Genomic DNA, 14039 nt, shown 5'->3' with positions numbered 1-14039 from the left:
ATGAGCCTCCCCCACAACCCAGAAGTCGCACGCAGCGTGCGCACCGGCGCCTTCAACACCAATGTGCATGACCTCGGATCCTCTGCTCCGGGCCAGCCACCCGTGCTTTTCGTGCATGGTTCCGGCCCTGGTGTCAGCGCCTGGGCCAACTGGCGTCTGGCGCTCCCCGTCATCGGTCAGCAGCGGCGCGTGATTGCACCCGATATGGTGGGTTTTGGCTACACCGACCGGCCTGCTGGCATCACCTACACCCTAGACACCTGGGTGCAGCAGGCGCTGGACTTGATGGACGTGCTGGAGGTGCCGCAAGTGGATCTGGTCGGCAACAGCTTTGGCGGCGCACTCTCGTTGGCGCTGACGATTCGCGCGCCGCAGCGCGTGCGCAGGCTGGTACTGATGGGGTCGGTCGGTGTGCCGTTTGCCATCACACCCGGGCTTGACGCCGTGTGGGGCTACCAACCCTCGCTGGCCCACATGAGAGGTCTGCTCGACATCTTTGCCTACAGCAGAGCCTTGGTCACCGACGAATTGGCGCAGCTGCGGTACGAGGCCAGCATCCGCCCCGGTTTCCAGGAATCGTTTGCCGCGATGTTTCCGGCGCCGCGCCAGCGGTGGGTGGACTCCATGGTCAGTTCTGAGGCCGACATCCGCGCGCTGCCGCACGAGACACTGATCGTGCACGGCCGAGAAGACAAGGTCATCCCGCTGCAGAACTCGCTCACGCTCAGCCAGTGGATTCCCAGCAGCCAGTTGCATGTGTTCGGTCACTGCGGCCACTGGACCCAGATTGAACATGCGGCGCGTTTCGCACGACTGGTCGCCGACTTTCTGGGCGAGGCCGATACCGTCTGATTCCTTCATTCTTACTACAAGAAACCCATGGATATTTCCACAATTCAAACCTACGGCGACGAGCTGTACCAGGCGCTGCAAAGTCGCCAGGCGGTTGTGCCACTTACCGACCGCGAACCCCACATCACCATTGAAGACGCCTACGCCATCCAGCAGCGCATGATGGCGCGCCGCTTGCAAGCAGGTGAGCGTGTAGTGGGCAAGAAAATTGGCGTCACCAGCGCCGCTGTGATGAACATGCTGGGCGTGTACCAGCCTGATTTCGGCTGGCTCACCGACGCCATGGTCTACAACGAAGGCGAGGCCATTGCCGCCAGCACGCTGATCCAGCCCAAGGCTGAGGGCGAAATTGCCTTTGTGCTCAAGAAGACGCTCAAGGGCCCTGGCGTCACTGCGGCCGACGTGCTTGCCGCCACCGAGGGCGTGATGGCATGCTTCGAGATCGTCGATTCACGCATTCAGGGCTGGAAGATCAAGATTCAGGACACCGTGGCCGACAACGCATCCTGCGGCGTTTTTGTGCTCGGCGATCGTCTGGTCGATCCGCGCGATGTGGACCTGGTCACCTGCGGCATGGTGCTGGAGAAGAACGGCGAAATCGTTGCCACCGGCGCTGGCGCCGCCGCCCTGGGCCACCCGGCCAATGCCGTCGCCTGGCTGGCCAACACGCTGGGCGCGCACGGCATCGCGCTGGAGGCGGGCGAAGTCGTGCTGTCGGGGTCGCTTGCCATCATGGTCCCCGTCGTGGCAGGCGACAACTTGCGCGTCACCATTGGCGGCATCGGTGGCTGTTCGGTACGGTTTATTTGAGACAGGAATACTCCCATGAAAAAAATCAAGTGTGCCCTCATCGGGCCCGGCAACATTGGCACCGACCTGCTGGCCAAACTCCAACGCAGCGAGGTTTTGGAGCCCGTGTGGATGGTCGGCATCGACCCAGAGTCCGATGGGCTCAAGCGTGCCAAGGCCATGGGCATCAAGACCACCGCCGACGGGGTCGATGGCCTCATCCCGCATATGAAGGCGGACGGCGTGCAGATCGTCTTTGACGCCACCAGCGCCTACGCGCATGCAGAGAACAGCCGCAAGGTCAACGTCCAGGGCGCGCTGATGATCGACCTGACACCCGCTGCCATCGGCCCGTACTGCGTGCCGCCCGTGAACCTCAAGGAGCATGTGGGCATGGGCGAGATGAACGTCAACATGGTCACCTGCGGTGGACAGGCCACGATTCCCATGGTGGCAGCGGTATCGCGGGTGCAGCCGGTGGCGTACGCCGAAATCGTCGCCACGGTCTCGTCGCGCTCGGCGGGCCCCGGTACGCGCAAGAACATTGACGAATTCACCCGCACCACGGCTGGTGCGGTCGAGAAGGTGGGCGGCGCCAAGAAGGGCAAGGCCATCATCATCATCAACCCGGCCGAGCCACCGATGATCATGCGCGACACCGTGCACTGTCTGACGGAGACCGAGCCCGACCAGGCCGCCATCACGCAGTCCATTCACGACATGATCCGCGAGGTGCAGAAATACGTGCCTGGCTACCGGCTGGTCAACGGCCCGGTGTTTGACGGCAAGCGCGTCTCGGTCTTCCTGGAAGTGGAAGGCCTGGGCGACTACCTGCCCAAGTACGCAGGCAACCTGGACATCATGACCGCCGCTGCTGCCCGCACCGCCGAGATGTTTGCACAAGAAATTCTGGCCGGCTCGCTCACGCTTGAAGCCGTGGCCGCGTAAGGAGCACACCATGACCCCACTCAAAGGCAAAAAAGTTCGTCTGCACGACATGACGCTGCGCGACGGCATGCATCCCAAGCGCCACCTGATGACCTTGGAGCAAATGACGTCTATCGCCACCGCACTGGACCAGGCCGGCATGCCGCTGATCGAGGTGACGCACGGCGACGGTCTGGGCGGTAGCTCGGTCAACTACGGTTTCCCGGCCCACACCGACGGGGAGTATCTGGGCGCCGTGATTCCGCTGATGCAGCAGGCCAAAGTCTCTGCACTGCTCATCCCGGGCATCGGCACCGTAGACCACTTGCGCATGGCGCACGACCTGGGGGTCGCCACCATTCGCGTGGCCACGCACTGCACCGAGGCGGATGTAAGCGAACAGCACATTGGCCTGGCGCGCAAGCTCGGCATGGACACCGTGGGCTTCCTGATGATGAGCCACATGAACAGTGCTGAAGGCCTGGTCACGCAGGCCAGGCTGATGGAGGGCTACGGCGCCAACTGCATCTACATCACCGACTCGGCCGGCCACATGCTGCCGCACGATGTGAAAGAAAAACTCGGTGCCGTGCGCCAGGCCCTCAAGCCCGAGACCGAGCTGGGTTTCCACGGCCACCACAACCTGGCCATGGGCGTGGCCAACAGCCTGGCTGCCATCGAGGTGGGCGCCAGCCGCATCGACGCTGCGGCTGCCGGCCTGGGGGCAGGGGCGGGCAACACCCCCATGGAAGTACTCGTTGCGGTGTGTGACCTGATGGGCATCGAGACCGGCGTGGACGTGTTCAAGATTCAGGACGTCGCCGAAGACCTGGTCGTGCCGATCATGGATTTCCCGATCCGCATCGACCGCGATGCGCTCACGCTGGGGTATGCCGGCGTGTACGGCTCCTTCCTGCTGTTTGCCAAGCGCGCCAGCCAGAAGTACGGCGTGCCGGCGCGCGAAATCCTGGTCGAGATGGGCCGCCGCGGCATGGTCGGTGGCCAGGAAGACATGATCGAAGACACCGCGCTCACGCTGGCCAAGGCCCGCAATCTCCAAATGGCCTGAAGGAAACACGATGGCATTGCATACCACCACCCTCGACCAGCTTGCAGAGCAACTGGAAAACTGCCAACTGCAGGCGCACGACACCCTCAAGATCACCGAGGCACACCCGGATATGGGCTGGGACGATGCCTACGCCATTCAGGACCGTATCCTCGCGCGCAAGCTCGCGCGCGGCGCCCGCGTGGTGGGTTTCAAGGCGGGGCTTACCTCGCACGCCAAAATGAAGCAGATGGGCGTGACCGACCCGGTGTTCGGCTTTCTGGTGGACGAATTCGTCGTGCCCGAAGGCGGAGAGATCAAGGTCAGCGACCTGATCCACCCGAAGGTCGAGCCTGAAATCTGCTTTGTCACGCGCACCGAACTCAAGGGCCCGGGCTGCCACATCGGCGCTGTGCTCGCCGCCAGCGATGTGGTGCTGCCCGGCATCGAAGTGATCGACAGCCGCTACCGCGACTTCAAGTTCGACCTCAAGAGCGTGGTGGCCGACAACACCTCGGCTGCGCGCTTCGTCGTCGGCGGCCGCGTTGCCTCGGCACGCGATCTGGACCTGCGCACCCTGGGTGTCGTGCTGGAAAAGAACGGCCAGCCGGTGGCGCTGGGTGCTGGCGCTGCCGTGCTGGGCCACCCGGCGGCTGCAGTTGCCATGCTGGTCAATCACTTGGGACGGCGTGGCAAGGTATTGCCCGCGGGCAGCCTGGTGCTTTCGGGGGGCATCACCGAGGCCGTGGCGGTGCAGGCAGGTGACAACGTCACGCTGCGCATTCAGCACCTGGGCAGCGTGTCGGTGCGGTTTGTTTGAAAACCACTCAAGGACTTGCCATGCCATTTGCACAGATTTACATGATCGAAGGCCGCACCGAAGCGCAGAAGAAAGCGGTGATTGAAAAGGTCACCCAGGCCTTGCACGAGGCCGTGGGCGCCCCCAAGGAGAACGTGCGCGTCTGGATTCACGACGTGCCCAAGGAAAACTGGGGCATCGCGGGGGTCAGCGCCAAGGAGCTGGGGCGCTGAGCACCGGCTGGTTTGCCTGAATGCTATATTATATATAGCTATAAAAGCTTATGGGATAAGCGCTAGAGCCTCAAAATGCTCTAATTTTTTCGCACCCCAGGCCCTCGCAGCCCACGCGAGGCCGTGGGCGCGCAGCGGGTTTTCCGCTGCGGCGCGGGGCCAGCGGCGTGCCATACCGCACGGACACGCCGCCAGCCGAGGCTTGCCTCAGCGCGGCGCCAGGCGAATGGCGCCGTCGAGGCGGATCACCTCACCGTTGAGCATGTCGTTCTCGATGATGTGCTGCACCAGCTTGGCGTAATCCTCGGGCGTACCCAGGCGGCTCGGGAAGGGCACGCCGGCAGCCAGCGCGTCTTGCACTTCCTGGGGCATGCCAAACAGCATGGGGGTGCCGAAAATGCCGGGGGCAATGGTCATGTTGCGAATGCCGCTGCGGGCCAGGTCGCGGGCGATGGGGAGCGTCATCCCGACCACGCCGCCCTTCGAGGCGGAATACGCCGCCTGGCCGATCTGGCCGTCGTAGGCGGCGACGCTAGCGGTCGAGATCAGCACACCACGCTCGCCCGTGTCTTCGGCTTCGTTCTTGGCCATGGCCTCGGCGGCCAGTCGGATCATGTTGAAGCTGCCAATCAGGTTGACGGTAATGGTTTTGCTGAACACGGCAAGGGAATGCGCGCCGTTCTTGCCCACGGTCTTTTCTGCGGGCGCAATGCCGGCACAGTTGACCAGGCCCATCAGTTTGCCCAGCGACACCGCTTTGGCGACGACGGCCTGGCCATCTTGCTCGCTGCTCACGTCGCAGCGCACAAAGGCGCCGCCGATGTCCTTGGCGACGGCTTCGCCCTTATCCGCTTGCATGTCTGCGATGACGACGGTGGCGCCTTGTGCGGCCAGCCGCCGCGCCGTGCCTTCGCCCAGGCCCGAAGCGCCGCCGGTGACGATGAATACTTTGCCTTTGATCTGCATGCCCAGTCTCCTCTAAGTGACGTTGACGTAAACGTCAATTATGCGGGATGCCGTTGGTGCACAAACACGAAAGCCGTCCGAGTGGGGCGGCTCGTTGGGGAGCGTGGCGCTGCTTATTTGAAGCCAGCGCGGTCAAGCATTTGCTGGATGGCGCCCATGTGCGCACCCACGGCACTGATCGGGATGCTTTCGCTCTTGAACGGTTTTCCGCCTGTCATGGCCTTGAGTGCAGGGTTGTCTGGATGAACGCCTTTGGCGGTGGGCCACTCATTGTTGCCATTGGCAAAGTAGTTCTGGGCCTCGGGTGTGGCGAGGTATTCGAGGAACCTGATCGCGTTGTCTGGGTGCTTGGCGTAGCGGGCTACGGCGCCGCCTGCAATGTTCACGTGCGTGCCCCAGCTTTGCTGGTTCGGGAAGACAGCGCCGACCTTGTTGGCAACCGCGACGTCCTCGGGCTTGGACGAACGCATCAACCGGGCGAGGTAGTAGCTGTTGGTTACCGCAATTTGGCACTCACCCGAGGCCACAGCCTTGATCTGGTCGGTGTCCCCGCCCTTGGGGTCGCGCGCCATGTTGGCCACCATGCCGTTCAGCCAAGCCTGGGTTTTTTCTGGCCCCATATGTTCATTGACGGCGCCAAACAGGCTCAGGTTGTAGGGGTGTGAACCCGAACGTATGCACAGTTTGCCCTTGTTCTTGGGGTCGGCCAGCTTTTCATAGGTATCGACATCGTCCCGCTGCACGTGCGCCTTGTTGTAGACGATGATGCGTGCCCGGGTGGACAGGCCGAACCAGAAGATACCGCCATCGGCGGTCGGCTGGCTGCGCAGATTCTCGGGAATGGCCGCGTTCAGGGCTTGAGACTGAATGGGTTTGAACAAGCCGTCCTTCTCGCCGCGGTACAGGCGTGCTGCATCCACCAGCAGGATGACATCAGCGGGCGAAGCTTCGCCCTCGGCCTTGAGCCTGGCGATGATGCCAGCGTCGTCGGCATCCACACGATTGAGCTTGATGCCGGTGGCCTTGGTGAACCCCGTGTACAGCGCTTCGTCGGTGGCGTAGTGGCGTGCGGAATAGAGGTTGACGACAGGCTCTTCGGCATATGCGGGCGCGAGCAGGCTGGCGGCCATGAGCCAAGGGGTTGCCCAGCGGGCAAGGAGGGTGGGTGGCATGAATTCAGAGCGTGGGCATAAGACAAATCAAATGATAACGCAAACGCGAGTCATTCTCATCGCAATAGCATTGTGAATGCCTGCCGGATGGATGACGGCGCCCACTCACGTCGGCTTTCGCCATAAAAAAAGCCCGGCGGGAGCCGGGCTTCGGGTTCACGCTGCGGTCTGCACCGCTTGCGGGACCTGCTTAGCGCTTGCGGGGAGTAGCCGATTTGGCTGCGTCTGCGGCGGTAGCGGCTACAGCGTTGAAGTTGGCTTCTGCAGCGTCGGTTGCCTGCTTGACGGCCTTTTGGACCGATTCGTAGGCGTTGTTGGCAGCAGAGACGGCGCTCTTCATCACGGCGACGGCGGTTTCCGAGCCGGCAGGGGCGTTCTTGGCAGCGCTGTCGACCAAATCAGCGAATTTCTTCTGTGCTTCAGCGGTCTGGACTTCCATGGCCTTGCCGAATTCGCTGCCGGTGCCGGAAGCGATGTCGTACAGGTGGCGGCTGTAGGAAGCAGCCTTGTCGGCCAGGGGCTGGAACAGGCTGGCTTGCAGAGCCATCAGTTCCTGAGCGTCCTTGACATTCAGTACGGCCTGGGTGTGAGCAGCGGCTTCGTTCAGTGCAGCGCGCGAGGCGGTCAGGTTCAACTCGACCAGCTTTTCCACGCCTTCGAAGGCCTTGTTGGTCAAGCCGAAGAGGGTTTCGATGTTGGCTTTGTGGGCTGCGAGGATTTGTTCAGGGGTCAGGGACATGAGATTTCTCCAGGTGAGGTATAGGGGTCCGAAAACGGAACTCGAAATATCTGCGCTGGCCATTCTGAGCGGCATGTTGCAGTGCAGCATGGAGGCTATTCTAGGGTAAACCTGAAGAAATGCAAGTGATTTTGCTGCAATGCAGCATATTAGAGAGACTTGCCCAGTCGACGGGGCGCGCGCACAGAACGTGTGCACATTTTCAGAGGTCTGGGTGCCGGGACACGCAACCGGGACACGCCGGTCAGGCGGGCTGGCAAAATGTCCGACATGAATTCACCTGCCACTTCCGCGCGTGCGCTGCCGCAGCAGCGCAGTGCCTACCCGGTTTTTCGCAGTATCAGCACACGCTGGATGGACAACGATGTCTATGGGCATGTGAACAATGTTGTTTACTACAGTTGGTTCGATACGGCGGTCAACGCGCACTTGATCGAAGCGGGCGTGCTCGACATCCATGCTGGCCAGACCATAGGGTTGGTGGTGGAAACCCAGTGCAACTACTTTGAGCCGCTGGCGTTTCCCCAGCAGGTGGACGCCGGCATTCGCGTAGCGCGCATTGGCGGCTCCAGCGTGCGCTACGAAGTGGGGCTGTTCGCTGGTGGCGGGTCCATAACGGCAGCCGCCGGGCATTTCGTGCACGTGTATGTGGACCGGGCCACACGGCGTCCGGCGGCGTTGCCGGCGCCACTGCGCACAGTGCTCGAACGCCTGCTGGCGCATTGACAGGCTGGCCTCAGGTCCGTGCACGGGCGCGGCCTACACTTGGCAAGGGCGACAGCAGGGCCGGATTTGTGCCTGCTGCGCACCCCGGATCGCAATAAAACCAACGGAGACACCCCCATGAAACGACTGCGCAGCCTCGTCCCTGTGGCCTTGCTGGTGCTTCCCGCGCTGGCCCGTTCGGCAGAAATCGATGGTGCTGCGCTGCCCTTGTGGTGGGGCGTTCCTTTTGCCGGTATCCTGCTGTCCATTGCGCTGATGCCGTTGCTGGCACCCATTTTCTGGCACCACCATTACGGCAAGGTCGCGGCCGCGTGGGGCTTGGCGTTCCTGCTGCCGTTTGCACTGGTGTTTGGCGGCGGGGCAGCGGGCGCCAGCCTGGCGCACGCATTGCTCGCGGAATACCTGCCCTTCGTTATTTTGCTCACCGCCTTGTTTACTGTGGCGGGGGGTATTTATATTCGCGGCAATCTGCACGGAGCCCCTGTTCTCAATACCGCAATTTTGGCGATCGGCGCGGTGTTGGCGAGCTTCATGGGCACGACAGGTGCATCGATGTTGCTCATTCGCCCGCTGATTCGGGCCAACGACAACCGTGCCCACAAGGCACACGTGGTCGTGTTCTTCATCTTCATCGTCTCGAACGCCGGAGGCTCGCTGACGCCGCTGGGTGATCCGCCGCTGTTCCTGGGATTCTTGAAGGGGGTGGATTTCTTTTGGACAGTGAGCCATATCCTCCCGGAGGCGCTGTTTCTGGTTGGCATGCTGCTGGTTCTGTTCTTTGCGCTCGACAGCTGGTTTTTCCACACGAGCGGCGAAACTGCAGCCCCCGACCCCACGCCCGACACACGTGGCATTGGCTTTGACGGCAAGGTCAACTTTGCCTTTCTGGGCGCTGTCGTGGGACTGGTGCTGCTGAGCGGTTTCTGGAAATCTTCGGTGGTCTTCACTATCGCAGGCACGGACGTTGGCCTGCCCGGCATCGTGCGCGACGTTGGGCTGCTGGCCGTGACCGGCCTCTCGCTCTGGCTCACGCCCGCGCGCGTGCACGATGCCAACCAGTTCGGCTGGGGGCCCATGCAGGAAGTAGCCAAGCTCTTTGCCGGTATTTTTCTGACCATCATTCCCGTGATCGCCATGCTCAAGGCGGGCGTGCACGGGCCATTTGGTGCCATCGTCAGTGCGGTGACCGGACCCGATGGAGCGCCGCTGCCAGGCATGTACTTCTGGGCGACGGGGGCGCTGAGTTCCTTTCTCGACAACGCACCCACCTACCTGGTGTTCTTCAACACCGCAGGCGGCGACCCGGCGACGCTGATGACCACGCTGGCTCCGACGCTCGCGGCCGTTTCAGCGGGTGCGGTGTTCATGGGCGCCAACAGCTACATCGGCAATGCACCGAACCTCATGGTGAAGGCCATTGCCGAAGACCGCGGTGTGAAGATGCCGAGCTTCTTTGGCTACATGCTGTGGTCGGGAGGCATCCTCGTGCCGCTGTTCATCGTGATGACCTTTATCTGGTTCTGAAGATGTGCCATCCCCCTGAGTCGCCTTCCCCCTTGCATTGCGGGTCCGATGCGGGAAGGGGGGCGCAGTCCGTGCGGTGGGGCGTCATTGCACGGTTGCCGCTCGGCGGGTTCATGCCAGTGGCATGCAATGCGGGTGGTGCACAGTGCACTGGAGTACTTGCATGACCCCAACCACTCCTACGCACGCTGCGGTGCGCCCCCGCATCCTCGTCGCCCGGGCAGTGTTCCCCGATGTGCTGGAGCGGCTGCGTGCCGTGTTCGATGTCGAGGCCAACCAGGAGGACCAGATCCTGGCGCCGGCCGAGTTGGCGCACCGTCTGGCGGATAAGCAGGGCGTGCTGACCACGGCCAGCGAACGCATCGACGCTGCTCTGTTGGCGGCTTGTCCGCAGCTGCGCATCGTCGCCAACATGGCGGTGGGCTTCAACAACTTTGACGTGGATGCCATGGGTGCGGCGGGCGTGCAGGGCACCAACACGCCCGATGTACTCACCGAGACGACGGCGGATTTTGGCTTTGCCCTGCTCATGGCGACGGCGCGCCGCCTCACCGAAGCCGAGCACTACCTGCGCGCCGGCCAGTGGAAGCAGTGGCGCTACGACCAGTTCGCGGGTGCAGAGGTGCACGGCAGTCGCCTGGGCATTATCGGCATGGGGCGCATCGGACAGGGCATTGCCCGCCGCGCCGCGCATGGCTTCGGCATGGACGTGGTCTACCACAACCGCTCGCGCCTGGCGCCCGACCTGGAAGCTGCCTGCAAGGCGCGTTACGTCGGCAAAGAGGAACTGCTGCGCACGGCCGACCATGTGCTGCTGGTGCTGCCCTACACGCCAGCGTCGCACCACGCCATTGGCGCGGCGGAACTGGCGTTGATGAAGCCCACGGCCACGCTGGTCAACATCGCCCGCGGTGGCATCGTGGACGATGCCGCTCTGGCCGTTGCCCTGCGCGAGCAGCGCATCGCCGCCGCCGGACTGGACGTGTTCGAGGGCGAACCGCGGGTGCACCCCGATCTGCTGGCACTGTCCAACGTTGTGCTCACCCCCCACATTGCCAGCGCTACCGTGCCTACGCGGCGCGCCATGGCCACACTGGCCGCTGACAACCTGATCGCCTTTTTCGATGGGCGCGGGCCGCTCACGCCGGTGAACACGCCTGCACCGCGAAAATATGATTGAAAATGGCTTATAACGCTTATGCAGTAAGCGCTAGTAGCTATAAAAAAAGAAGTAATTACCGTGCGCTTTGACTTCACTACCGCGCTCGCTGCAGCCCTGCTGGCGCTGGCCGCTCTGTGCCTGGGCTGGCTCTGGGGCGCTGCACGGGCACGCCGCGCGGCGGCGCTGCTGCACGAGCAGATCGCAGCGCAAGCGCGCAGCCAGGCGCAGATAGAGGTCCAGGGCACGGCCAACGCGCAGATCGCCACCGCGCAAGAGCGCGTGCGCGGGCTGGAAGCCGAGCGCGCCAACCTGCTGTCCGAACTGCAGCAATCGCGCCTGCAGGCCGACGGCTGGCGCGAAGCGCTGGACGCTGCCCGCGACGAACGCGCGCAGCTGGCCGAGCGCGCCGCGCGTGTGCCTACCTTGGAAGCCCAGGCGCAGGAGCAGGCAGGGCACACCCAGGCTGCACGGCAGCAGGTGTCAGCGCTGCAGAGCCAGTTGGCCGTCCAGGCTGCGCAACTGGAGGCACAGCGCCTGGCATCGGAAGAAAAACTGCAGCTCTTGAGCGAGGCGCGCGAAGCGCTCGCCCACCAGTTCAAAAGCCTGGCCAACGACATCCTGGAAGAGAAAGGCAAGCGCTTTGCCGAGCAGAACCAGCAGAGCCTGGGCCAGTTGCTCGACCCGCTGCGCACGCGGCTGCAGGAGTTCCAGGGCAAGGTGGAGCTGTTCTACGACACCGAAGGCAAGCAGCGCTCGGCGCTCGCCCAGCAGGTGCACCAGCTCATGGGCCTGAACCAGGCACTGAGCGAGGACGCAAAAAATCTCACGCATGCCCTCAAAGGGTCGACCAAGGCCCAGGGCAACTGGGGCGAGCTGATCCTTGAGCGCGTGCTCGAACTCGCCGGCCTGCGCCCGGGCATCGAATACGACGTCCAGGAAAACCACTTGCGCGACGACGGTACGCGGGCCCAGCCCGACGTGGTCATCCACCTGCCGGAAGACCGCCACCTGGTCGTCGATGCCAAGGTGTCGCTCATTGCGTACGAGGAGTTCGCCAATGCCGAGGGCGACCTGCAGCGCGCCGCCGCCCAGCGCCGCCACATGGAATCGGTGCGCCAGCACATCAAGGGCCTGGCCGAGCGCAATTACCAGCAATTGCACGGGCTGCAGTCGCTCGACTTCGTGCTGATGTTCGTGCCCATCGAGCCCGCCTTCATGCTCGCCGTGACCGGCGACAGCCAGCTCTACAGCGACGCCTGGAACAAGAACGTGCTGCTGGTCAGCCCCTCTACCTTGCTATTCGTCGTGCGCACCGTGGCCCACCTGTGGCGCCAGGAGGCGCAAAGCCGCAACGCCCAGGAAATCGCCCAGCGCGGTGCCGAGCTCTACGACCGGCTGGCCGGGTTCGTGGACGACCTGGACAAGGTGGGCAAAAACCTCAGCCAGGCCCAGGACGCCTACACCAAGGCCTACAACAAGCTGAGCCAAAACAAGGGCAACGTCATCCGACAGGCCGAGATGCTGCGAGAGCTGGGGGTCAAGCCCACCAAAGCGCTGCCGCCAGCACTGGTGGAGCGCGCGCGGGACGAGTCCGAATAGCGGTTCGCGGCGCGCGCGTGCGTGCGCGTGCTGAGGAATCTGTGCGTTCCCGGCAGTGATTTTCATCACGAAGTAGCGTTTTCGTGCTGCCAATCCACTCAGGTGCAGGCAACGGGAGTAGATTGGGCGCCAAACAGAGCAGGAGGGTTGACATGCCAGTCGATGCGTTCGATCGGAGCCCCTGGATTGCCGTGTGGTGCGTGTGTCTGGCGGCGTGTGGCAGTGGAGGGGCGCGGGCGGGTGACTTGCCCGTCGTGACACCAGAGGGCACGCAGACGGTATCCGCAGAGGACTTTCCGCGGCTCGCTGCAGAGGAACCGCAACGCGCTGGAGATCCCGCGTTTGACGCCGCCCTCGGCCGTGCCGCCTATGCTGCGGCGCAGTACCCGCGCGCCGTTCTGGCCTGGGAGCGTGTGGTGGCCTTGCAGCCAGACAATGTGATCGCCCAGCTGGAGTTGGGCCGCGCGCTGTTTGCCGTAGGCGACAAGCGCACGGCGCTGGCCCTCTCCAAGGCTGTGCGCGAGCAAGGTATTCCGGTCGATGCAGCGCTGGATATTGACCAGTTTCTGGTCTCCTACGACCGTGCCGACTACCGAGGCGCCTCCAGCATCAAGGGCTACGCCGAGCTCGCGGTGGGCCACGATTCGAATGCGAATGCGGGGCCGGATGCGAGCGCCCTGCTGGCGTCCCCGTTGGCTGGGGTACCCGCGTGGGTCCTCGCTCCCGGGGCGCAGGCGACCTCCGCCAGTTTTGGCTCGGCGCTGCTGGCGGTGCGTGGGCGCCATGTGCTGGATGCCGGCTGGTCGTTGGTGGGGGCGGCCTCAGCCAGTACCCGGAACCACACACAAGCCGCACGTGCCTATGACAACAGCCAGCTCGATGCCAATGCCGGTGTGGCATGGCGCCGGGAGCGCAACGAAGTCATTCTTTCGGGTGTGTATGGCTCGCAACTGCTCGATGGCGCGCGCCTGCGCAGCATGGGCGGTGTGCAGGGCGAGTGGATCTACCGGGTCGATGGCTTTCGCCAATGGGGCAGCTTTGTGCAATGGCTGGATGTGCGCTACCCCCACCAGTCCATCCGAAGTGTGCAGCGTTCGATTGCCGGTGTTTCGTATTCCCAGGTGTTTCGCAATGGAGCATTGGCCTATGGCAGCGTGTATGGAGGGCGGGAATCTCCGGATGCGTCTGGGGCCGCGGATCTTGGACAGCATCTGACGGGCTGGCAGCTGGGTGGGCAGGTGCCGCTGACGCACAGCCTGGCGCTGTTTGCCGCCCTGAGTGGGGAGAGGCGCCATTACGGCGCCAGCGACCCGTTCTTTGCGGTGCGACGGCACGACCAGCAAGCGAGCGTGTCGCTCGGTGTGTCCTGGGTGCCGGCGCAGGACTGGCGCATTACCCCGCAATGGACGCTGGTGAAAAACGATTCCAGCATTCCGGTCACCCAGTACCAGCGGCGGGTCTTTTCCATCACGGTGCGGCGTGATTTCTGAAGTGAGCCGGTGC

General features: G+C 63.5%; 14 protein-coding genes. 11 read left to right on the top strand and 3 right to left on the bottom strand.

Features of this window, described 5'->3' with window-relative positions; genetic code table 11:
• From D3F03_RS05420 to D3F03_RS05395, 6 genes are read left to right on the top strand one after another with little or no spacing between them, the layout of a single operon-like run.
• Complete coding sequence (locus tag D3F03_RS05420) at positions 1-852, top strand: alpha/beta fold hydrolase (protein WP_119108268.1); 852 nt, start codon at positions 1-3, stop codon at positions 850-852.
• A gap of 27 nt (positions 853-879) precedes the next feature.
• Positions 880-1662 carry a 2-oxopent-4-enoate hydratase gene (dmpE, locus tag D3F03_RS05415; protein WP_119108267.1) on the top strand — a complete coding sequence of 261 codons (783 nt, stop codon included), beginning with the start codon at positions 880-882 and terminating at the stop codon, positions 1660-1662.
• Positions 1663-1677: 15 nt separating this feature from the next.
• Positions 1678-2589 (top strand): acetaldehyde dehydrogenase (acetylating), encoded by a 912-nt coding sequence (locus tag D3F03_RS05410; RefSeq protein WP_119108266.1) that lies wholly within the window; start codon positions 1678-1680, stop codon positions 2587-2589.
• Between the two features lie 10 nt (positions 2590-2599).
• The gene (dmpG, locus tag D3F03_RS05405) at positions 2600-3637 is read left to right on the top strand and encodes a 4-hydroxy-2-oxovalerate aldolase (RefSeq protein ID WP_119108265.1); all 1038 of its coding nucleotides are present in this window, start codon (positions 2600-2602) and stop codon (positions 3635-3637) included.
• A 10-nt stretch (positions 3638-3647) separates the two neighbouring features.
• Positions 3648-4436: a 2-oxo-3-hexenedioate decarboxylase gene (dmpH, locus tag D3F03_RS05400; RefSeq protein WP_119108264.1), complete on the top strand. Its 789-nt coding sequence runs from the start codon at positions 3648-3650 to the stop codon at positions 4434-4436.
• A gap of 20 nt (positions 4437-4456) precedes the next feature.
• A complete protein-coding gene (locus tag D3F03_RS05395) occupies positions 4457-4648 on the top strand; it encodes a 2-hydroxymuconate tautomerase (protein ID WP_119108263.1) in 192 nt (63 codons plus the stop codon).
• Between the two features lie 207 nt (positions 4649-4855).
• On the opposite strand, the gene D3F03_RS05390 is transcribed toward D3F03_RS05395, so the two are convergent.
• From D3F03_RS05390 to D3F03_RS05380, 3 genes are all read right to left on the bottom strand, one after another.
• Positions 4856-5614 carry a 3-hydroxyacyl-CoA dehydrogenase gene (locus D3F03_RS05390; protein WP_119108262.1) on the bottom strand — a complete coding sequence of 253 codons (759 nt, stop codon included), beginning with the start codon at positions 5612-5614 and terminating at the stop codon, positions 4856-4858.
• A gap of 113 nt (positions 5615-5727) precedes the next feature.
• A complete protein-coding gene (locus tag D3F03_RS05385; protein WP_119108261.1) occupies positions 5728-6786 on the bottom strand; it encodes an extracellular solute-binding protein in 1059 nt (352 codons plus the stop codon).
• Positions 6787-6976: 190 nt separating this feature from the next.
• A complete protein-coding gene (locus tag D3F03_RS05380) occupies positions 6977-7525 on the bottom strand; it encodes a phasin family protein (protein ID WP_119108260.1) in 549 nt (182 codons plus the stop codon).
• Positions 7526-7795: 270 nt separating this feature from the next.
• Here D3F03_RS05380 and D3F03_RS05375 point away from each other — a divergent pair, with 270 nt between their 5' ends.
• From D3F03_RS05375 to D3F03_RS05355, 5 genes are all read left to right on the top strand, one after another.
• Entirely contained in the window at positions 7796-8251 is a 456-nt protein-coding gene (locus D3F03_RS05375; RefSeq protein ID WP_119108259.1) for an acyl-CoA thioesterase, read from the top strand.
• A 117-nt stretch (positions 8252-8368) separates the two neighbouring features.
• Complete coding sequence (locus D3F03_RS05370) at positions 8369-9775, top strand: sodium:proton antiporter (RefSeq protein WP_119108592.1); 1407 nt, start codon at positions 8369-8371, stop codon at positions 9773-9775.
• A gap of 163 nt (positions 9776-9938) precedes the next feature.
• On the top strand, positions 9939-10955 hold the full coding sequence (locus D3F03_RS05365; protein WP_119108258.1) for a 2-hydroxyacid dehydrogenase: 1017 nt from the start codon (positions 9939-9941) through the stop codon (positions 10953-10955).
• 60 nt (positions 10956-11015) lie between these two features.
• Positions 11016-12536: a DNA recombination protein RmuC gene (locus D3F03_RS05360; RefSeq protein WP_119108257.1), complete on the top strand. Its 1521-nt coding sequence runs from the start codon at positions 11016-11018 to the stop codon at positions 12534-12536.
• 152 nt (positions 12537-12688) lie between these two features.
• Positions 12689-14026 carry a surface lipoprotein assembly modifier gene (locus D3F03_RS05355; protein WP_119108256.1) on the top strand — a complete coding sequence of 446 codons (1338 nt, stop codon included), beginning with the start codon at positions 12689-12691 and terminating at the stop codon, positions 14024-14026.
• Positions 14027-14039 lie beyond the last annotated feature (13 nt).

Source organism: Simplicispira hankyongi (genome assembly GCF_003570885.1).
In the GTDB taxonomy this organism is placed as follows: domain Bacteria; phylum Pseudomonadota; class Gammaproteobacteria; order Burkholderiales; family Burkholderiaceae_C; genus Simplicispira; species Simplicispira hankyongi.
The sequence above is the reverse complement of the archived record's forward strand: the minus strand, read 5'-3'. Positions and strand labels throughout refer to the sequence as shown.